General features: G+C 36.7%; 17 protein-coding genes and 1 pseudogene. 10 read left to right on the top strand and 8 right to left on the bottom strand.

The genetic code is table 11. The features are described from left to right. Nucleotides 1-172: 172 nt before the first annotated feature. Nucleotides 173-1,642: a two-component regulator propeller domain-containing protein gene (locus tag I6J02_RS13795; RefSeq protein ID WP_201678453.1), complete on the bottom strand. Its 1,470-nt coding sequence runs from the start codon at nucleotides 1,640-1,642 to the stop codon at nucleotides 173-175. Between the two features lie 197 nt (nucleotides 1,643-1,839). Between I6J02_RS13795 and I6J02_RS13790 the strand changes: the two genes are divergently transcribed. From I6J02_RS13790 to I6J02_RS13760, 7 genes are all read left to right on the top strand, one after another. Beyond that, the gene (locus tag I6J02_RS13790) at nucleotides 1,840-3,111 is read left to right on the top strand and encodes a DUF2264 domain-containing protein (RefSeq protein ID WP_236581896.1); all 1,272 of its coding nucleotides are present in this window, start codon (nucleotides 1,840-1,842) and stop codon (nucleotides 3,109-3,111) included. Nucleotides 3,112-3,127: 16 nt separating this feature from the next. Further along, a complete protein-coding gene (locus I6J02_RS13785) occupies nucleotides 3,128-4,402 on the top strand; it encodes a glycoside hydrolase family 88 protein (RefSeq protein WP_201678452.1) in 1,275 nt (424 codons plus the stop codon). Between the two features lie 43 nt (nucleotides 4,403-4,445). Beyond that, nucleotides 4,446-7,571, top strand: a complete 3,126-nt coding sequence (locus tag I6J02_RS13780) for a SusC/RagA family TonB-linked outer membrane protein (RefSeq protein ID WP_201678451.1) — start codon at nucleotides 4,446-4,448, stop codon at nucleotides 7,569-7,571. A 36-nt stretch (nucleotides 7,572-7,607) separates the two neighbouring features. Then, nucleotides 7,608-9,338 carry a RagB/SusD family nutrient uptake outer membrane protein gene (locus I6J02_RS13775; protein WP_201678450.1) on the top strand — a complete coding sequence of 577 codons (1,731 nt, stop codon included), beginning with the start codon at nucleotides 7,608-7,610 and terminating at the stop codon, nucleotides 9,336-9,338. 341 nt (nucleotides 9,339-9,679) lie between these two features. After that, nucleotides 9,680-10,321, top strand: a complete 642-nt coding sequence (locus I6J02_RS13770; protein ID WP_201678449.1) for a WG repeat-containing protein — start codon at nucleotides 9,680-9,682, stop codon at nucleotides 10,319-10,321. 241 nt (nucleotides 10,322-10,562) lie between these two features. Then, nucleotides 10,563-11,747: a thiol-activated cytolysin family protein gene (locus tag I6J02_RS13765; protein WP_201678448.1), complete on the top strand. Its 1,185-nt coding sequence runs from the start codon at nucleotides 10,563-10,565 to the stop codon at nucleotides 11,745-11,747. 236 nt (nucleotides 11,748-11,983) lie between these two features. After that, on the top strand, nucleotides 11,984-13,228 hold the full coding sequence (locus tag I6J02_RS13760; RefSeq protein WP_201678447.1) for a WG repeat-containing protein: 1,245 nt from the start codon (nucleotides 11,984-11,986) through the stop codon (nucleotides 13,226-13,228). 214 nt (nucleotides 13,229-13,442) lie between these two features. Here I6J02_RS13760 and I6J02_RS13755 read toward each other — a convergent pair whose 3' ends face one another. The 3 genes and pseudogenes from I6J02_RS13755 to I6J02_RS21790 all read right to left on the bottom strand — a co-directional run. Beyond that, nucleotides 13,443-13,715, bottom strand: a complete 273-nt coding sequence (locus I6J02_RS13755) for a hypothetical protein (RefSeq protein ID WP_201678446.1) — start codon at nucleotides 13,713-13,715, stop codon at nucleotides 13,443-13,445. 189 nt (nucleotides 13,716-13,904) lie between these two features. Continuing rightward, nucleotides 13,905-15,095: a beta-N-acetylhexosaminidase gene (locus I6J02_RS13750; RefSeq protein ID WP_236581894.1), complete on the bottom strand. Its 1,191-nt coding sequence runs from the start codon at nucleotides 15,093-15,095 to the stop codon at nucleotides 13,905-13,907. A 9-nt stretch (nucleotides 15,096-15,104) separates the two neighbouring features. Beyond that, nucleotides 15,105-15,488: pseudogene (locus I6J02_RS21790) on the bottom strand (glycoside hydrolase family 20 zincin-like fold domain-containing protein); the annotation flags it as partial. 196 nt (nucleotides 15,489-15,684) lie between these two features. On the opposite strand from I6J02_RS21790, the gene I6J02_RS13745 reads away from it, so the two are divergent. Continuing rightward, nucleotides 15,685-16,257, top strand: coding sequence for an RNA polymerase sigma-70 factor (locus I6J02_RS13745; protein WP_201678445.1), 573 nt, complete (start codon nucleotides 15,685-15,687; stop codon nucleotides 16,255-16,257). 73 nt (nucleotides 16,258-16,330) lie between these two features. On the opposite strand, the gene I6J02_RS13740 is transcribed toward I6J02_RS13745, so the two are convergent. Then, complete coding sequence (locus I6J02_RS13740; protein WP_201678444.1) at nucleotides 16,331-16,699, bottom strand: LytTR family DNA-binding domain-containing protein; 369 nt, start codon at nucleotides 16,697-16,699, stop codon at nucleotides 16,331-16,333. 233 nt (nucleotides 16,700-16,932) lie between these two features. Next, nucleotides 16,933-18,090: a FecR family protein gene (locus I6J02_RS13735; protein WP_201678443.1), complete on the bottom strand. Its 1,158-nt coding sequence runs from the start codon at nucleotides 18,088-18,090 to the stop codon at nucleotides 16,933-16,935. Nucleotides 18,091-18,487: 397 nt separating this feature from the next. Between I6J02_RS13735 and I6J02_RS13730 the strand changes: the two genes are divergently transcribed. Together I6J02_RS13730 and I6J02_RS13725 are read left to right on the top strand one after the other, a co-directional pair. Then, nucleotides 18,488-19,099 carry an RNA polymerase sigma factor gene (locus tag I6J02_RS13730; RefSeq protein WP_201678442.1) on the top strand — a complete coding sequence of 204 codons (612 nt, stop codon included), beginning with the start codon at nucleotides 18,488-18,490 and terminating at the stop codon, nucleotides 19,097-19,099. A 388-nt stretch (nucleotides 19,100-19,487) separates the two neighbouring features. Next, nucleotides 19,488-20,138, top strand: a complete 651-nt coding sequence (locus tag I6J02_RS13725; RefSeq protein WP_201678441.1) for a response regulator transcription factor — start codon at nucleotides 19,488-19,490, stop codon at nucleotides 20,136-20,138. A 123-nt stretch (nucleotides 20,139-20,261) separates the two neighbouring features. On the opposite strand, the gene I6J02_RS13720 is transcribed toward I6J02_RS13725, so the two are convergent. Further along, nucleotides 20,262-20,636, bottom strand: a complete 375-nt coding sequence (locus I6J02_RS13720; RefSeq protein ID WP_201678440.1) for a hypothetical protein — start codon at nucleotides 20,634-20,636, stop codon at nucleotides 20,262-20,264. 80 nt (nucleotides 20,637-20,716) lie between these two features. After that, the gene (locus I6J02_RS13715) at nucleotides 20,717-21,826 is read right to left on the bottom strand and encodes a helix-turn-helix domain-containing protein (protein ID WP_236581892.1); all 1,110 of its coding nucleotides are present in this window, start codon (nucleotides 21,824-21,826) and stop codon (nucleotides 20,717-20,719) included. Nucleotides 21,827-22,229 lie beyond the last annotated feature (403 nt).

The raw sequence follows: 22,229 nt of genomic DNA, 5'->3' as shown, positions 1-22,229 counted from the left end.
TCATGCAATGCCGTATCGGGTATTTCGATAATCTTCATTAGAGAATTATGATCAAACAAGTATATCTTATCATAAACTGTTAACCATAATTGATCCTGTTTTATTAAGACATTCGTAATTGATAAGTGCTGAGTCTCCTCTAATATTCTAAATTGATTTTCATTTTCAGGCTTTACAAAAAGCTTACCCTGAGATAGAAAAAAATATTCCCTTTAGTATCCTTATCAATATAAGTTATGTATTTTCCATCTGTTTCCCTCACAGGTTCCCACCTCCCATTTGCAAAATATTTAAACAACCCCTTTTCAGATGCAACATAACTTACATCTTTATCAGGCAATATATCTCTTATGTTGTTTACACTATTGGCAATTGGCTGTCCCGGCAGAATGTTTTTAATACTATTGGCAGATAAATCAATGATTGATAAACCTCCGGCATGGAGAGTTATGTAAAGTTTATCATTAAATATCTTTAGATTTTTAACCAATTTAGAATTTAACCGGTAAGGCAGTCTGCTGCTGACACCTGTTTTTCGATTATATTTGTAGACTCCGTTTTCATCTGTGCCTATATAATAATCATCTTTATATGCAGCAATAGCACTAATGACATTACTTTCTATAGAGCTTTTGTCAGGAAATGTTTTAAAAGGAGTAAAATCCGGATAAATGGCATTGATACCTCCATAATAGGTTCCCACCCATATAATATGTTGCTTATCCACAAAAACATCATAAATAGAATTTTGGGAAAGTGATGTCTTGTCACCGGCTTTACGAACGTAATTCTTATATCGCAGATCTTCATTAAAAATTAACAGGCCACTTAGTGTGGCCACATAAATCATACTGTCTTTCGGAATTATTTTTCGAATATAATTACTTGGAAATATGCTGCTCTTGCTATCCAAAAGGTGTTTTTCCATATAACTCCCCTTAAGGATAAACAGACCGTTTGACCTGCTCCCTACCCAAAGCCTTGATTTATTATCCAGAAACAGTGTAGTTATATAATCTTGTGTTATTACAAAAGGATAGCTATCGGATCTTTTCGTCTTTTTCTTAGAAATATCCAATTCCCAAACTTCATTTTGAATTGCACAATAAAGTTTTCCGTTTTTTGTGCTCGAAAGTGCCGTTGATTTGCTTGGGATGGAGACCAGATCAAATATAAAACCATCCTGCTGAATCTGAGCGATGTATACTCCACGATCTGTAGCAATAATCATCTTTTCTCCATCAGTTTGGATATCATTAACATTTTCCTTCAAAAAGCAATGTCTTCCATTACTGTTTAAAAGAAATTTGTGCCGGTTAATATCGTATACATATATTCCGGTTTGAGTACCAATAAAGATTTGATTCAGTTTATTTATTGCTATCCGTTTAACAAAACTATTATCTATTACAGCAATAGATTTTTTGAGAGCATCTTTTATATTGAATGAATCATAATAAAATAGATTATGGTTTCCTCCGAACCATAATCTTCCGTCTGCATCCTGAGCAATAGTTAGTATCGTCTCGTTTTCAAGCAATTCTTCTTTCGTCAATTGTTGAAACTTAACTTCTTGTGTGAATCCCAGCGTCTGCAGAAATAATGACACCGCAAAGATTAGTTTATACCTGATGTACTTCATTTCAATTAGAATCTAACTTACAGCTATTTTACGGGACTTAATGAGACTCAAATATTCAATTCTGAAATTTCCCCCTCCGCGTCAGGGATTTTACCCCTTCAGCAAACTAAAATAAAATCAACTTTGACACTATAAGGCAATAGCCCTTATAACAATTGAACTCAATTCTGTAATTACATAACCTAATATAGACAAAAATGAGAAGAAGAACTATGCTAAAAGCTGCCTGTGCCACTTTAGCTTCATCTATTATTCAGAAGGCTTCAGCATCAACACGGACAATACCCAATCCGATTAAGGACCCAAATAATGAAATAGATGACCGTATGTACTGGATAAACTTAATCAGCAGAATAGCAGCCCCCATACTAACCCATATCAGTGAACAACAATTCCGTCGAAATATGCCAATGGAACTAAGCCCTAACTTCGATAACCGAGATCCTACTGTGGGATACCTGGAAGCCTTTGGACGTCTTCTGGCCGGAATGGCTCCATGGCTTGCCCTTCCGGATGATCATACATCCGAAGGAAAAATAAGAAAGCAATTCAGGAAACAAGCTTTACTGGGAATTCAATACGGAGTAGATCCCGATTCAGCTGATTATTTCACCTGGGAAACCAACACAACAAAACAGGTTTTGGCAGATGCAGCTTATCTTTCACAGGCATTTTTACGTGCACCGGGTTCTCTATGGGAACCATTACCTGAGGTAACCAAGAAAAGGGTAATTAAGGAACTGAAAAAACTGAGGTCTATTCAACCAAACGAAAGTAACTGGCTGCTTTTCGCCGCTATGCCTGAAACTTTTCTTTTTTCGATTGGTGAAGAATGTGTTCGTGAACGAATAGACTATGCCGTCAACAAATTTGATACGACATGGTATGTAGGAGACGGTTGGTATAGTGACGGACCAAAATTTGGTTTTGATCACTACAATGGTTATGTGATACATTGTATGCAGGTCGAGGCATTATATCACAATCTAAAAGCGTCTTCAAAATATAAAGACATGTATTTACGTGCATATAAACGTATGCAAAGATATGGACATCACCTCGAGAGGATGATTAGTCCGGAAGGATATTATACTGTAGTCGGACGTTCAAGCACCTATAGAAATGCCGCATTTCAGCCTTTGGCATCCTTAGCTCTGGACAAAAGGCTACCGGAAGATATATCAGAAGGTCAGGTACGTTCAGCCTTAACCTCAGTGTTGAAGAACATATTTGTTGAGAGCACTTTTAAATCTTCCGGTTGGTTAAGCATGGGGGTAGTGGGAGACAATCAGGAAAATATCGCCGACACCTATACTAATGCAGGCTCTATGTATGTGGCTTCCCTGTCATTTCTACCGCTGGGCTTACCTGCCACAGATTCATTTTGGACAAGTCCGCAGCAAGATTGGACCAGTAGAAAAGTTTTTCAAGGCCTGAAATTTCCAAAAGATTACGCAGTAAATTATTAATAATAATTATACAAAAATGAAATTCCTAATTACACTCGGCTGCTTATTAATGGTATCAGCTGCTTACAGTCAGACTACTCAGCACCATAAACTGTCACTTACCAAAGATTTTGTAGACTCTAATCTAAACAGTGCCGTAAAACAGATTAAGTACTTGGCTGAATCAACAAATACAGACGAAATTCCCACCACGTATAGCAATGGCAAGCACATAAATTTTGGAACCGGCTGGTGGTGCTCAGGGTTCTATCCAGGCACTTTACTTTATTTATACGAGTTCTCAAAAGATCCGTTTCTGATTAAGGAAGCAAAGAAAAAACTTCATTATCTGGAGAAAGAAAAAAATAATAAGACCACTCACGATTTGGGATTCATGTTGTTCTGCAGCTTCGGAAACGCCTTCCGTTTAATGCCGGATTCAACCCGTTATAAGGACATACTGGCTGAAGGAGCTCAATCTCTGGCATCCCGCTATAACAAAGTAACCAAAACAATCCGATCCTGGGATACAGGAAAAAACCGGAAGGGAGATATATGGCAGTATCCGGTAATCATTGATAACATGATGAATCTAGAATTTCTGCTTCAGATCTCTAAACTAACTCAGGACAAAAATTTAAGAGATGTAGCTATCAGCCATGCAGATGTGACATTAAAAAATCACTTCCGAAAAGACGGCAGCAGCTATCATGTGGTTGACTATGACCGTGAAACAGGAAAAGTATTGCGTAAAAACACTGCTCAGGGGGCATTTGATGAGTCAGCTTGGGCCAGAGGACAATCTTGGGCATTGTATGGGTACACCATGATGTACAGGGAAACGAAAAATAAAAAGTATCTGCAACAGGCAAGAAAAATTGCCGGATTCTACTTAAACCATCACAATTTACCCACTGATCTCATCCCATATTGGGATATGGATCAGGACAAATTAACTGTTGACAGCCCATATTACAATAACCGAAATAACCGGGATGCTTCTACCGCAGCGATTATTACATCTGCCCTCTTAGAACTATCGACTTATTCAAAAGGAAAAGAGAGTCAGAACTATATTGAAAAAGCGGAAAAAATGTTGATATCTCTTTCCGATACTTCATATAAAGCATCCTATAAAAGTGCCGGAGGATTCATTCTGATGCACAACGTAGGATCAATTCCTCATAAAACAGAAGTAGATGTACCGTTAACGTATGCTGATTACTACTATGTGGAAGCTCTAATGCGATACAAGCGAATGTTAGAAAATCGTGAGGTTATTTTAGAAATTAAAAATCAGACCACTCATTAAGGAAAAGACTTTCAACTTTTTATTAACCATAAATTATAACCAAATGAAAAGATTATTTTTAACTCAGTTCATGATGCTTTTTTTACTCTTTCTATGGATAGAGAACGGATACGCACAAGACAAAAAATTAATTCGTGGAACAGTAAGTAATAACTCAGGTAAACCCATCTCCGGAGTAACTGTTTTGTCAAAATTGAGCAGGAAATCTACTTCCACAGACGCACAGGGCAAATATGCTATTGAAAGTCCAGGTGGACAAGATATTTTAACATTCAATTCACTGGGATTTACAAGTAGAGAAGAACCTGTCAACAACAGACAGATTATAGATATCATTCTGAATGAACAGTCCAAGGATCTGGACGAAGTGGTGGTAGTAGGGTACGGTACCCGAAGCAAGCAAAATGTCGGAGGAGCTGTCATTTCTGTGGATAAAAAATTACTAAAAGACCGTCCTGTCACTAACACATTATCAGCATTGCAGGGAGCTGCACCCGGATTGGTGATTACACGTACAAACGGACAGCCGGGTCGTGAAGGCTGGACAGCCCGTATACGTGGAATTACTACTTTAGGCACTCAAAATGCACCTTTAGTCATCATTGATGGAGTAGAAGGAGATATAAACACATTGAATCCCAATGATATTGAAGATCTGACGGTACTGGAAGATGCTGCATCTGCAGCGATTTACGGAGCAAAAGCCGGCGGAGGTGTTATTGTGGTTCGTACGAAAGCCGGAAAAGCAAATCAGAAAACCTCATTTGATGTCAATTCAATGTACACCTGGAGAACTCCTTATGCACGTCCCGAATTGTTAAGCTCAAGAAGACAAGCCGAATTACAGAATGCAGGAAGCCTTTTTGCAAATCAACCCGTTCCTTTTTCAGACGAGCAGTTAGCATGGCTGGATGATCCCAATATAAATGAAGTATATAATAAAAATTCAAACTCATGGGAATATTTTTATAACAATAACATGGAAGAGATTTTGCTGCGTAAACAAAGTCCGCAAAGGAGTATAAACCTTACAGCAAGTGGGGGTAGTGATAAATCAGCATATTTATTTTCGATGGGATACCTTGATCAGCAGGGAGCATTTAAATTTGGATCTGATAGCTATAGCAGATTCAATTCACGTATCAATTACAATACTAAGTTTTCTGAAATTTTTAATCTTGATGCACGTTTGTCTTTCGCTAAAGAGAGAACCAACACTCCGCCTGTAGGAGCTGACGGCGAAGGATTAATTTATAACATTTACTCCATCCGTGCTACCAGAAATCCAATTTTTACACCGGGTACAAATGGAGCCATGTATGCCTTTATTGGCACTATCTCCAATGCCTATCCAATGTTAAAGGACGGCGGCTACGACAATGAGGATAAGTATAGTGGAAATGCAGTTCTCACTTTATCCGCCAATCAGATTCTGAAGGGGCTTGATCTGAAAGCAACCTACAGCCCGGGATTGGTACTATCCGACAGAGAGAGATTCCTCAGAACAGTTCCGCGTTATAGTATTGATAAAGATATGAAACCAATTGCCGCTGCCGCTCTTAATCCTGTAAACTCTTTGACCAAAATACGACCATACACATTAACCCAAAATTTTTTCACCACTGCTGATTATGATTTAAAGCTGAAAGCACATCATTTTCATGTTTTAGGAGGTTATGAATACAAAGAATATAAGTTTGATCAGATTCAGGCAATACAAAGGGCGCTATTACTGAATGATTTCCCCAGCTTAAACTATACCACATTAGCCAATGCAAATGTAAGTAATGTATCAGATGATATTCAGGTAAATACGTGGATATCCTATTTCGGAAGATTGTCTTATGATTACAACAAAAAATATTATGCTGAGGGTATTATAAGAAGAGATGGCAGTTCCCGACTGGCAACCGGGAATAAATTTCAGACTTTTTATTCCGGTAATGTATTCTGGCGGGCAGCTCAGGAAACTTGGTTTAAGGAGGCACTTCCCTGGATAGACGAATTTAAAATTGCCGCATCTTATGGTACCGCAGGTGGTGCACAAACATCAAATCCAAATTTAAACAATTACGATTTTCAGGCTGCGCTTTCAAGCGGTTATTACCCTTTCAATGATTCCAGAACAGCGTATTTCTTTCAGGGTGCATTACCCGCAGATGGTAAATCATGGGAAATAATCAAAACGTCTAATATCGGCTTCGATCTGGATTTTCTTAATCGCAGACTGCATATCCATTACGATTATTTCATAAAACAAAATGACAATGTATTTGTGGGTCAACAGCTGCCCGCTGTATTAGGTGTTACGCCCAATGCAGCCAATTTAGCAGCCATCCGTGTAAAGGGATGGGGAGTGCTGATCAACTGGAAAGACCAGTTTAGAGATGGAGGATATTTCGTTTCAGCAAACTTAAGTGATGATAAAAATGAAGTGATACGCTATGATGGTTCAGTATCATATGGACTGGGTATAAACCCTTCTTTACCGGGTCATTCTACAAATTCGATATATGGATACAAAGCAGACGGATACTTTGATAATGCCGAAGAATTGGCGGCTTATCCATCCAGACCGGGTACAAAGGTAGGTGATATCAAGTTGTTGGATATTAACGGAGACGGTATAATTAATCAGGGTACAAACTCTGCTGATAATCGTGGTGATCTGGTCTATCTGGGCAATACAAATCCAAGATATGTATTTGGCCTGAGTGCCGGAGTGAATTGGAAAGGTTTTGATTTTTCGGTGCTTTTTAATGGTGTCGGTAAACGCTCGATTGGTTTAAGTCCTTCTGCGTCTATTGCCTTTTATGATGGGTGGAGAATGCCATGGGCCATTCATGAAGATTACTGGAGACCGGACAATTTAAACGCAAAATTTCCAGCTATCCGTATTGGAGACAGGATAAATGATCAGGAGTCATCACATTGGGTTCAGAATGCCAGTTATATACGGTTGAAAAATATTCAACTTGGTTACACCATAACTAAAGAAGTACACCGTGTAAAACAAATGGGTGATATTCGTATATTTTTTTCCGGTCAGGATCTATGGGAAAAGACAGGGATGTGGTTTAATTATTATGACCCCGAGAATACCGACAGAGTTGGATTTAGCTATCCTTTGTGGCGTAGTTTCGCTCTTGGTCTCCATATTAATTTTTAGAATTAAGATTTTTTTAGCTTCATAAAGATATTAAAGATGAAAAAGTATATAGCAATTAAATATTACCTGTTGATTGCAGCAGGACTACTTTTTGAAAGTTGTAATAAAAATTTAGAGCAGATCTCCCAATCTGTAATAACGGATGCCATTTATTGGAAAACGTCCGCAGATTTAGTCCGGGTAACAAATTATTTATACATAAGTTTACCGGACTTTGGAACGCCTTTGGAAGACCGTTACAGCGATTTCGCTGTTAATATAACGACCACTACCATAGACCGGGTTAGTGACGGTTCAAGGGAAGTGCCGGCAAATGACGACAACTGGACAAATAACTACAGATACATCCGGGCGGCAAATAATATTATATTAAAGTCATCTTCCATTCCGGATGACCCCATGAAGACATATTGTATCGCACAAGCTCGTTTCTTCAGAGCTCTTGCTTATTCCAGACTCGTGCGCGTCTATGGAAATGTGCCTTATATAGATAGAACCATTACAGGAAGTGATGATGAAATATTATACACTTCCCGAAATGATAGAAGGGCTGTAGTAGATTCGATTTATGCCGATCTCGATTTTGCAGCTGCCAACTCTCCCCAAGCGGACGCACTTCCGGGAAGTACCACTACGTCCGGAGCTGAGGGGAGAGAATACGGCCGGATTACAAGAAGCGCAGCTCTTGCTTTGAAGTCAAGGGTAGCATTAAATGAAGGTTCCTGGCACAAGTTTCATAGTGATCCTGAATTTTCAGGTCCCAAAGAACCCGGAAAACACTTTTTGATAGCACAACAGGCTGCCCTAATGATTATGAATGAGGGAAAACATAGTCTGTATGTAAAAGATGGAGCTCTAAGCTATCAAAATCTTTTTAGATATCAGGGAGAAGGTTATACCAACAATAAAGAGAACATCTTAGTGCGTCTGTATGGACAAAATGTCTCAAACAGTATCGCTAGTCAAAGCTATATGCGGGGAGCGCTGACCGATGGTCAGAATGCAGCAACAAGAGCTTATATTTTAGAAGGTTTATATGCTGACGGCCTGCCAGCCGGAAAATCTGCTTTTGATAAAAATGGCCTGGAAACAGGATTATTGACAGATTTTGAAAATCGGGATCCACGATTACCACTAACTATATTTAAAGTAGGAGATCCGTTTGCAAGTATAAACGGAGCCACTAATTACGGTAATACCTATTATTACCATCAACAGAAATACTGGACTGGCAGTGCTGATTTCTTTCAGGCTGCTTCAGGTGGTTTATTTTTAGATTTTATCGCTATACGATATGCAGAAGTACTTTTAAATTATGCAGAAGCCACATATGAAATTAACGGAAATATTTCAGATGGAGATCTTGATATCTCTGTTAACCTGCTCAGAAATCGTGCAACCAATAATGATCCGACTAAACTACCTTTGCTGACAAATGCATTTGTTATGACCCACGGACTCGATATGCGAAATGAGATAAGAAGAGAAAGATCCATTGAGCTAGCATTTGAAGGTTTTAGATACTGGGATCTTCTTCGTTGGAAAACAGCTGAAACCGAACTGCCAAAATCCATAATTGGCCGAAAATATTTTTCAGGAATAAATTATGGAGGAGCGGGAGTTCCACAACTTCAAAATGGTTATGTGCTAATACAAAACGCGACTCAACGAAAATTCAATGTATCAAAGGATTATCTTTGGCCTCTGCCGTCCGCTCAAATTGGACTAAGTAAAGGAAGTCTGGAGCAGAATCCTAATTGGAAATAATCTCATGGAGTATTGATTTAGAAATTAGCGAAGATAAGGCATTAAGGAAACTCAAAATCCGAGATTTGATATTTCTACGCTATTTATTCTCTTCGTAAAAGTATAAAACCCGACAAAAGTTGGGTTTTATTATTTCCGGGAACTATTGGTCTGCATCGCACGATTTATTAAAAATGACAAAAGAAATAAGTACAGAGAATGCTGTCTTAAGTATTTTAGATTATTCTTTTACGAAGGCATCCCTTAAATTACAAAAATACTCCTTTAGACGTATTGCAGTGTAAAACTTATGCGTATAACTTTGTTGAAAAACTGATAAGCCCTTATTTAACCACCCACTTATGAAAAAGCTAACTACAACACTACTCTTTGGTCTTCTCTGCGTATCGTTATATGCACAGGATTTGGAACCCTTAAAAGACGAAAATGATAAAATCGCTTTCTTTGATGAAAATGAAAAAGCCGTCACTCCATTCAAATATGATGGTGTGGGATATTCCGGAGATGGCTGTTACGGAGTAAAGGCTAATGGAAAATGGGGATTTATCAATGAAAAAGGAAAAGAGATTATTCCGTTGATCTATGACGATATAATGGGGTTTAACGGAGGCTTCGCTCCTGTAGAACGAAATGGAAAATGGGGAGTGATCAATAAAAAAGGACAAGAAATTATTCCTGCAAAATATGACAATATACCTCGTATATATGAAGGACTTGCTCAAGTTGAAATAAACGATAAATGTGGCTTTCTGGACAAAACAGGAAAAGAGATTATTCCTTTAAAATATGACCTGGCTTCTGATTTTCAAAACGGATATGCTCGTGTAAGACTGAATGATAAGTGGGGACTAATTGACAAAAAGGGTAATGAAATCATTCCTCTGAAATACGATGACGTATCCGGATTCGAAAATGGTAAAGCTGAAGTTGTAGAAAATGGCAGGAAGTTCTACATAGACAAATCGGGGAAAGAAGTGAAATAGAAGTTCAGAAAAAGAATCCGTCATTGTCATTATTCCAATCAACGGTACAATTACGATGAATATAATATTAAAAAATGCAGTGTCTAAATTGGACACTGCATTTTTTATCTCCTTCCATTGGCCACAAAATATCAGACCTATAAGTTATTTAATAATTTATTAATCAATAAATACCAAAAACATTCCCTATATGTAATTTTTTTATTCTATTTTTATATAAGATTCTCACTATATCTATGTTATGATTAAATTACACTCTTACCTTATTTTGTCTTTGACTGTTCTCTCTGTAGTATCATGCAAAAAAAATGGTATCGACGAACCAAAACCACCAATAATAGAGCAGCAGGCACGTTCAAAAAAAGAGATTGTTGATTCTCTGAAAACTGACCTTGTAAAAAAGGGGTATTCCATATCCAGTCAGGTTATCAATCAGGACAGTACAAAAGTAAATTTCCGGGTTTCCCGTGCGAATAGTATAAAAGAATTCGGTGTTTTTGAACCCGGGGGTGGCTCAGACCAAAAGACATATCCGGATCTGTATACAGGCAGTGTTTTCAATGGAAATGTATTCGTAAAAGATGGTGTATATTCTACGGGATTACCCCTTGAAGGAAAAACGTTACCTCTCAATCAGGATATTGTAATTGTTGGAAAGAATAAAGTCAAGATAGCTGAAGCAAAGCAGCTGGAACTCCGAAATTCCAGTCTCAAACAGTTTCAATCTGATATATTGAGACAAATCGGTGAACCCGCTATAAATCAGCATGTAGGGGATGTATCCCTCAAAACCGGATTCTTCTCCAGTTTTACTGATGTAAAAGACTCTGTATTCTTTAACAGATCTAACATGTATTTGGACAGCTTTAAACCGGGTGTCGGATTACTGGAATACGCTCCGGATAATACACCCGTACCAGGAAAAGGTGTTTTTGCATTCTTCAGACAAGACTATTACAGTATACAAATAGATAAAACAAAGGCCGGATGGAAATTCTTAGAAGAAGAGTTAAGTAATGCTTTACAAGTGGAGCGCATGCCAATTTTTATAAATTCCATTACTTATGGACGATATGGATTTGTAACCATAGAAGGTAACCAGTCACAAGAAATAATGGCAATGCTAAATAAGGCTATTGCTAATTTTGACAGTTTATCTGAATTTGAACGTACTATTTTAAGCAAGTCCACTATACGCTGTTACTTTTTTGGAACGCCTGAAGACTGGAGATTCAGTCAATTGCTTCAGTCATCCTTAGGAAGATTACAGTTGTTTACTGAAATCATGAATCAAAAGACCTACAAATTCAGACCATTTGGAGATGCTCCAACATTCTATTCCTTTTCTTCTGTGAAAGACAATTCAGCATTTATCGGTTCTACTTTAGAGAGAGATATGGAATTTGACTTGAAGGATATTTTATAGGCTTGCTGTTTTAGCAGATAGCGAGGTTAACCTTGTATTAAAAATTAAGTCAGGGCGCTGTATTTTTCTTAAATACAGCGCCCTGACTCTTATAATAAAAACCAATCACCAATTTGTTATTCTTGGAAAAGCATTTATATATCTACTTTAGGAGATAAATCATTATAAAGGGTTTGAATACTATTTTTGAGGAAAAGTCATTTTGATAGTAAAAAATAATATTTTTAAATTAGATCATGACTAAAAACAGCTACTTGTTATTATTTATATATTGTTTATTTATTAATTACGGTTGTTCGCAAGGTAAAAAGAACGACATTGAACAAACCAGAGCTGAACTAGAGGAGTACATCGGGGAATCTGAAAATATGATCGATTTAGCACGGCTGGAGTTTAGTGTAAAACCTGTACAAGCGAATTCGAACAAAGCTTTTGACGAAAAAGACGAGCATAATTTTACAGATCAACAAACACAATATCTTTCAATAGATGATTTCCTTTCGACAGTAAATAAAGATTTTTTCATGACGACTGAAGTCGGAAAGCCAAAGAGTTTTGTCTCAATTTCACTTAATCTATTGGAAGCAAATGAATTGTTAGGATTAGGAGATGGTGTGGATGAAGTTTATGCAGTGGCGCCTCAGTTTAAACCAAGTATATTACATTTCTGGGATGGAACTTCAGCAGATGCTAAGTATAAAGCAGATAAAAATGCAGAAGAATTAGAGTATAACCATTTTCTGGTAGATGCTATAAAACCTATACGCTCTGTTGATTTTGATGTTGAGTTCAGGCATCATACTTCTACTCCTTATCGATTGGATAGTTCACATCCAAAAGTAAAAATTGGGAACGATTGGATAGAAATGAAAAACAACGCTGAAGGCGAGGTTAAATTGAGCTATCCAAAATCTTTGTCAGAGAAGCTGAATGATGTACAGGCTTTTTATAAGAACGATAGGGCATTTAAGAAATCAGGAAGTAGTTCGTACAATATTTCATCTGCACAGACCATAATATGGTTAGAAAAATCACTGCCTGTTTATAAAGAAGCAATTGCGTTAATTGATCAGCAAAAATTAAAGACAGATCAGGAAGTTGACGCCTTTTTAAAAAGTAAACTACCTAAAAAACCTGCTGAGGATGCTCAAATGGAGTTTGCAAAATATTATTTCACAGGACCTGTAAACTATATAATGGTGTATGTGAAAAATGACAAACCGCAAAATGTCACGAAAAAAGTTAACGTTAAATTGCTAAAACAAATAGAAGCAATTGGTAAAGAGGGTTATTTCACAGCCGTTGACGGAGCCGAAGAATTGAAGGGTATAGTCAATGTAAATGGCGATTGGATTATCAATCCTATTTACGATGATATTAAAGCGATGGGTGAAGAGAAATTCAGCGTAAGAGAAGGTAGAATTGGCACTCCGAAAAAATTAGATGCCAAGAACAAGAAATTCATTGATTTACTACCTTAAAAATTTAACGGGACATCTGTTATTTCCAAATTGAGCTTGTCAAATTCTTCGGAATACTTTGACAAGCTCAATGAAACAAAGCCGTGTAATTATGATTTAGTTTTCTACTGAAGTGACCATAGCTTTAATGGGGAGTATAAACAAAAAGCACAACCGCTATATTTCAGATAAATACAGCTCCAGTACAATTTTAAAAAACCAATAATCAAATCTGTTATTCCTCGAAGAGCTCCACTTCCGCGTTCTCTTCATTTATAAGAATAACATTTCCCGTAAATTTATTGTCTTCCCATACTTCAGCCAGATACTTATTATCCAGATAGGCGGGCATATCCCCACCCTCTTCCGTATTGCTATGAACATACACCAGTTTAGCGGTATCTACACGTTTTAATTTAGCCAGAAACTTCAGGTGTTCACTCTTTAGGGTAATGTTCACCAATTTCTTGGTGTCAAAAGCCTGATCTTTAAATATTACAATACTCATAAGTTTATGTATTTAGTATATTTCTTTTTGATCACTCTATATCATCTTCCGTTTCCGATCGTGAATATTGAAAAGGGCATATTCAAGGGAATGATGTTACACAATATAACAATTTCTGATGGGTTTATTTTCATAAGCAGGAAATTATTTGGGATCATCTTCCGCATTAAGTTCTTTTATATGAAAATCTTACTTATTAAAATTTATCCCATTCTTATTCCATCGATTGTAGAAATAAGGTAAAGATTGCTGAAAGCGTTCATAATCCTTATTTTCAACTTTAGTCCACCCAACCTCAGCATAGGCGGCTATACGCGGAAATGTTTGCTTATACATATCGTTTAGATCAGATATCCATTCTCCCCACATCTGACATCCCAGACCTAATATCTTAGCATGATATTGTTTATCCAGCCCCTCAGGAACAGGGTCAAAGCTATAAGCTTTTTCCAGAGAAATATCACTGTAATCCAGATAAGTAGCTTCATGATAGGAATTAACAATGTCATACCCGTTACGAGCTGCATCTTTCATCATATCGACATTACCTTTCCAAAACTGAATAATAGCTGATTTTGAAAGTTTACCTGTCACTGGTGGAGCATCCTGATTATAGTCATGTAATTTTGCACCCATAATATCATTCCATCCCATCATACGCTTATTATTTTTTTCCAGAAAATTGGAAATATCATTGGTAAACAGGAGCTGAAGATCGGCTGGCGAAGTCAATGCATGCTCTTTCATGTATGCCTGTACTTCGGGAGATTTGTTCCAATGATCATATTTCACCTCATCGCCTCCGATATGAATTACAGCAGAAGGGAACATATCTATTACTTCTTTCAATACATCGTGAAGAAATTCTATAACCTTTGGATCTGTCACATCAAATATGTCGTATTTGACACCAAAACTTGTGGGAACTTTTATAGGAAGTTTTGTAACGCCCAGCCATGGATAGGAAGCTATTGCGGCACTGGCATGTCCGGGCATCTCTATTTCCGGCATAATGTTGATATGACGTTCTTTGGCATAGGCTACAATTTCTTTTATATCTGCACGGGTGTAATGGCCTTCTAATGGTTTTCCATCATACTTCGTACTGTTCCATCCTCCTATTTGTGTTGAATCCCGTCTTCCACCAATTTTCGTGAGGTTTGGATATTTTTCAATGGCCAGTCTCCAGCCCTGATCTTCAGTCAGATGCCAGTGAAAAACATTCATTTTCAGCGCTGCCATTTCATCCAGAAGCTTTTTCACTACAGCTTTGCCTTTGTATGCACGGCCTTCATCCAGCATATAGCTCCGCCATGAAAACCGTGGTATATCACTGATGAGTACAAAGCCAACTCTGGCTACACCGGTTTCCTTTTTCACTAACTGTCTTAAAGTCTGGATGCCGTAAAAAATACCTGTTGAAGAAGGAGCTTCAATCAAAACACCTTTGTCATCGACTTACAGACGATAACCCTCAATACCCAGATCATGCTGTAATGTTTGATTAAGTAACAACCGGATACCCGCACGTTTTGCAGATGTAACCTTTGATGTTTTCACCCCCTGCTCGTCTTCTAAAATTTTTGCTATACTGGAAATCTCATTATCCAAACTCCCATTTGCGTAAATACCAATATTATTACTAATTAGATATTCACCCTGCCTTTCTGAAACAGAAGCAGGCCGCGGAATCACGTCAATAGCTTTCACGTTTGAAGATAATGCAATGACTGAAAACCAGATACAGCATATTACTTTACAAATTCTATTCATATAGTTACTATTTAAATTCTAATACCATCGGAAACTTTAAGCTTACAAAACATTTTTACCATTACTTGCAAAACATAAACACACTTCTTAACTTAGGCGATAATCACACTAAGAAAACAACAGCTTTCTTAACAAACGAATATAACCATTAATCTAAATAACAGCAAATCAAACAATTGCTGCAATTATATTGATTATGAAACCCTATTCCACTCTTTCGGACAAAGAGCTTATGGTATTGACAAAAGCAGACAATCAGCATGCTTTTTCGACACTGTATAGCCGGTATAAACAGACTTTATCAGTACATGCTTATCAGAAAACAGGAGATTTGGAGCAAGCTAAAGATCTGGTTCAGGAGCTGTTTACAAATCTATGGGACAGGCGCAGTACACTACCGGATATCATGAATGTTCAGGGATATCTGCATACCATACTACGTAATCGAATACTGGATTACATAGCACACCTCCGGGTAGAAAGTAAATACTTAGATTCTCTTCAGGAATTTATAAATACAGGTCAGTGTGTGACGGATCAACATATAGCAGAAACAGAATTTTTACTATTTATTGAACAAACAGTCAATGCATTTCCGCCCAAAATGCGCGAAGTATATTCAATGAGCAGACAGACACCCAAAAGCCACAGAGAGATAGCAGAAGAATTGGGTATTTCAGAATTTACTGTAAAAAACCATATAAAAACAGCACTGAAAATTATCAGAAGTAAATTAGATCGTTTGCTGACACTTTTGTTCTTTATCTAACAGGAGTCCTCTTCTTAAAAAAATTCGAAGCAGTATACACTTTAATCAATGATATGCACAAACTCTTCTCCTACTATAACGACCGGATACGGGAAGAATTACTCTTAAATATACATTCTATATCTTTGATCAGCTGAAAAGCTGCTACACTAAACTCCAGGCAGATACCACTTTCCAGTTCTACTTGTTTTTCTCTGTTATGAATGTATTTTAAATATTTAAGATTTACAACTACTGATCTGCTCACTCTTATAAAGTATGGATGAGACAGTTCTTCAAGAACTGTTTTAATATTTTTTTTGATAATATATACTTTCTGATTTGCCTTGATTAATTCCGTATATGCCCCTGCGGAGATACAATGCGTTATATCTGCAGCAGATATAACAATTGTTACATCTCTTTCTTTAATCAGATACCTGAAAGATTCTATATTATCCATATCATTTAAATCCGCTTATTGCTGCTTCTTTTATTAGAAAATTATCTACTTTGCTGACAACATGGTAACCACAATTGGTTTGCAGAAGAATAATGACCCCCTGAAACCATTTTTAACCATACATTTAAGAAATACATCCGGAAAATTTCACTTCCAAAGAATGCTCAATAGTTGTAATACAGCATGCAACAACTTATACTTCAAGAAAAACAGTTCATAAATGTTCGAGATAGTTATGTCCGGCGACTTATAACGTATATTTTACGGTCCTTGATTCTGAACTTCACCTCTCCCGTAAGTATCATTATATCCAGAATATCCTGAACATTGCTAAATCGTGACAACGTACCTGAGAATATTTTGCCTTTCATATCTCCTTCATAAACGACCTCTACATCATACCATCTTGAGATTTTGCGCATTACACTTTCAATATGTTCCGCATTGAAGTTAAAATAACCCTGCTGCCAGGCTAATACTTCATCAGGGTCGAATTTTTTAATTCCAATATTATCAGTATGCTTATTATAAACAGAGCTCAGCCCGGGCTTAAGCATCAGTTGTTTTTCTTTAATTTCTATCTGTACTTTGCCCTCTATCAGCGAGGTCTGCACAAACGATTCGTCGGAATAGGCAAAAACATTAAACCGGGTACCTAACACCGTAATCTTCTGATCATCGACCTGCACAATAAAGTGTTTACCATTTTGCTTTTTAACCTCAAAATAAACCTCTCCGCTGATCTCTACCTTACGCTCTGACCCGACAAAAGCTGTAGGATATCTTATTGAAGAAGCTGCATTGAGCCAGGCCATTGTACCATCAGGTAACCGAAGTTGAAACTGTCCTCCCTTTGGTGTCCGTAAAGTATGATAACGAATAGCAGAAGTAGTCTTAACGTCCTCATCTTTATATTCCAATTGCCCGTTACCCACCTTTGCCGCCACATACTTTCCGTTTCTGCTGATCTCCCCCGAAGCTGTATTTTCAAGATCAACTTGCGTACCATCTTCCAGAATAAGCATTGCCTTATCACCTCCCGGATTGATACTGTTTTTAGTTAAGGTCGATGCAGGTCTGACAGGCTCACTGCTTTTTTGCATCATCCACACTCCACCCAGAATAATTAATATGGAAGCAGCAGCAATACCCCACTTTATCCAGAAATAATTACTGTATCCTGTTTCTGAATTTTCATTCATCTCGGATAACAACTTTTTATAGATACGATTCTTTACTTCATCCGCATCCCCCATTATCGTATTATCCCATGGAATATCTACGAACTGAAAGTTATCTTTGTAGGTTTCCAATTGTTGCAATTCTTCCTTGTTGCAACTACCATTTGTATATTTTTCATACAGTTGTATATATTGTTCCTTAGATAGCATTGCTTTTCATATGAGGTTTAATATAAATAGAGCCTTTTTTAATATTATACACACATAAATATTTGATTTATTTTTTAATATTTCAAAAAAAGCTCAGGATATGTTTATTAAGGGTTCCACCTGTCATAAAGAAAGCCCGTTGCAAGCAACGGGCTGATTGTCCTTAGGACTTAGATAGTTAGTGTTCAGATTCTTTATGTTTACATGAAGCAGATCGAGCTCTGCCTTGTATTATAATTTCCAGACTGTATATGAACATAGAGACAATTTTAAGTGCACACACACATACATATTTAATTTTATTTTCATTTTTGTTCCGGGTTCTAAATTTTAGCTATATTTACAATAGTCTCATTTTAAAAATTATCACACTAAAGAAGTATACATTTTAATCCATATGCAGTCAGATAAAAAGTCATCGATCAATAATCTAATATGGACTGATCATGAACTATGGTCTGCAATTCAGACACAAGACAGCCAATCCTCTTTTACTTTACTTTTTGATAAATACTGGTCATTATTATTCCGGACAGCTTTTTCATATCTTAAAGACAAGGAACTAAGTGAAGAGATAACACATGATATTTTTTCTAATATCTGGAACAAACGTCATCAGCTGCAGATTACCTCATTTCCGGCCTATCTGCATGCTTCTGCTAGATACCATGTATATAAATGTATAAAAAATAAAGAAAAATCCCGGTTACAGTTTATGGATGATTTGTCTGTTATCAGCCGTGACACAAACTATAATATAGCAATTGATAAATTAGAATCTGAAGAACTGGATAATACTTTACGCAATATCCTGTCTAAACTTCCAAAAAGATGTCAGGAGATATTTATTATGAGTCGATTTGAAAACCTTAAGAATGAGGAAATTGCAGAAAAGCTAAAAATTTCTCAAAGAACGGTGGAAAATCAGATCACCATTGCATTGCGTCATATCAGAGAGCATTTACATAAAGCGATTATTGCCTTGCTGATTCTACTGAACCATTTGTAGAGCAGAAAGCAACCTGCCTCCAAATTTCGTAAATTAATTAAATAAATAATTTTATTACAAACAGAACGAATTCTATACAAACCACCTCTTGTTTTTATTCAATAAATTCTGTAATGTTGCATAATTAATTCTCTCACACTAACAGAGAAACATATTCTTAATATTAAACAATAAAAACACTAATGTTTAACAACTTTAGGAGATAGTGTTATGCTCTTCTTTAGCTGTAAGCAATGGTTTGCGCTGACTTTTAAATTAAAACCAGACCAATACCAGAGCGCCGGCAATGAATGGTGTACAAATACTCATATAGTTTAATCATTAATACTTTTACAGGTTTCAGTATATAGGATATGACACACAGAATAATTTCAAAATATGTCAACAAATGTCAACGAAGAATATACTGATTGCTGATAGTCATCCGGTTGCAAGATTAGGTCTTTCAACCCTTTTAGAGCAATTTCTTAACGATATCGATATTTATATAGCTGGTAATTTTGAAGAATTGCAATCTATGCTTCTTGTCGTTAAATACGATCTTCTTATTATGGAAATTGAACTTCCGAATTGTGATTGGGTTTCTATCATTGATCAGATCCTGGATATACAAAATGACCTCAAGATTATTCTCTTAAGTAAGAAAGATATTAAATTTCTAACCTCATCAAATTCTATTAAAAAGACATTTGGGTATGTATGTAAAGATCAATCCATTGAGCATATACGCGATGTGATACAGACTGTATTATCAGGAGCCAAACATTTCCGAAAAGAAAAAAGTAACAAGCGGTTTACGCTAAAAGAATCTAATAAGGACACCAAATCTATTAGTATAATATTGTCTCCCCGCGAACTGGAAGTTTCTTTTTTACTGGTAAAAGGATCAAGCATAAAGGATATAGCGAAATTACTAAACTTAAGCAAAACAGCGGTGAGCACTTATAAAATCCGGTTGTTCAAAAAACTTGGAATCAAAAACATAGCTCAACTATACAACTTACTAAATGATAAACAACAGCTCAGCTTTTACAATTGAAATGCCTTTTAATACAAAAAGCCCCGTCACCGGGGAGATGCAGGGCTTTTTAACCAATTATTAACCTAAATTATGAGTTAGATATTATTCAATATGCGTGCCAAAATTATTAAGCATCTGCAATTATTCTGTTACATTACTGCGTTTTCCTGCTTCCAATAACGGAATATTAGCTTCTGTAGGTACATAAATAATCTGACTAATAGTTCCGGCTTTCAGGGCTTCTCCAAATGCTCCAATAAATTCCTGCTTACGATACTCGGGATACTTTTGAGCAGCCTCTCCCATGATTTTAATTGCTTCCGCCTGTAAAACAGCAGCTTCCTTTTCAGCTCTGGCCTGCTCAATCAGTATCTGGCGGGATTGAGTGGCTTCTGCCAGTCGCGCTTTACCGGCCATTTCCTGCTGCCATACAGAATACTTGGGTAACCCAAACATCAATCCTACAATTACTGCAATAGCTACCACTGCAAGTAATATTAAACCTTGTATTTTCATATGTATATAATTTTCAGATTTTTCAGTTCATAAGTTAATGAACAAAAATAAGGACACAGATTGGAATTAACTATCTGTTTTTAATTCAATTTCCGCATACGGGTATCATCCTGTTCCGGTTTAAAGGTACCGGCAATTCTTGATTGCCTGTATTCCAATGGAGTACAGCCCCGGATCAGATTAAAATTGCGGTAAAAAGAAGCTTTTGAATTGAAACCACATCTCTCAACCAGATTATCTACATTATCTGTAAAATCCTGATCTTCAAGAATCCGGCATGCATATTCAATCCGGAGCAAATTTATGTGTTTGTTAAAATTGCATTTGTAATAACGGGCAAAAACCTGAGAAAGGTGATGCTTAGGAATCCGGGTATGACTGGATAATACATCCAGACTAAAGGTATTGTCCAGATACTTTTCCGTATTCAGATATTTTGTAATCTTTATTGCATAGGCCTCCATCTGCGAAATGTTCAGAGATGAACTTTTATAACTGGGATACTGCTCTTCTGTTATTTTCTTATCTGTATCAGATCTCTTCAGGAAAAGCAATCTGAAATAGTACAGATATAGAAAGCTCACCGTGATCAGAACAGGCACAAACATCAAGAAATTAGATAGATTTGTAAGCAGCATTTTAGACTCATCATCTGCATCAAATACATCGATCACCAGGACTGTCAGTGCAGACAATCCTCCGGCAGTAGCAATCCAGTACAACCCCTTTGAACGATAATGTTTACTATCCTGATGTATTGCCATATGAATCCATATGGCAATAGAATAGATAAGCCATGAACATGCAGCAATATAATCATGCAGTTCATAAAATACAGTGAGGTATGGTTTTTCAGAATCAAATACAATGATAAAGTAAAAAACACAAGCTAATCCAAACGGAACAAAATGAAAAAGATACCTGTAAGATAGTTTTTTTGTGTCTGAAATGGCGCATATCAGATATAACAGCGGTCCATACAAGAATTCAAACGGGGCGATTTTAAACATTAATACATTATCGACATATGTACTTCTGAATATTGAATTGTGTATTACATGAATTCCTGCTACGATCAACAGCCCTACTCCTACCCAGTCGAATGCTCTGCGTTCTTTCAAAGAGTAGATAAGATGCAGGGAGAGCAGACAAGCCGTCATCAACAGGGTATAAACAATATAAATCATCATGCCCATAACAAGTATTGATTACGTATATCCGGACGACAAATCCTAAATGTATGCTTCTGAAACGGTCTTGCTATATTAGGCACAGTACTTTCCTTATTTGCGTATGGATACGCAACCTGGCAAAAATTAAAATTGTACAGTCTAAATTCAGAAGTTAATATTTCCATCAGGTTGATATTCCGTCAAATGATTACATTACCATTTTTTCGGATTATTGTTTAACATGCTGTTAAAACGAATAACAAATATACCTTACCTGTCAGGATTAGGGGAATTAAAATAACGTAAGTACGCAGTAAATCAAAAAGTTGTAGCTATACAGCTACAAAATAAGATGAGAAATGTATTTCCTTTAAATAAAAAATGCAGAACCTTAATTCTGCATTTTAAAACATATCATTTT

Source organism: Sphingobacterium spiritivorum, assembly GCF_016725325.1.
Lineage (GTDB): Bacteria > Bacteroidota > Bacteroidia > Sphingobacteriales > Sphingobacteriaceae > Sphingobacterium.
This window is presented reverse-complemented; position numbering and strand designations above follow the sequence as displayed.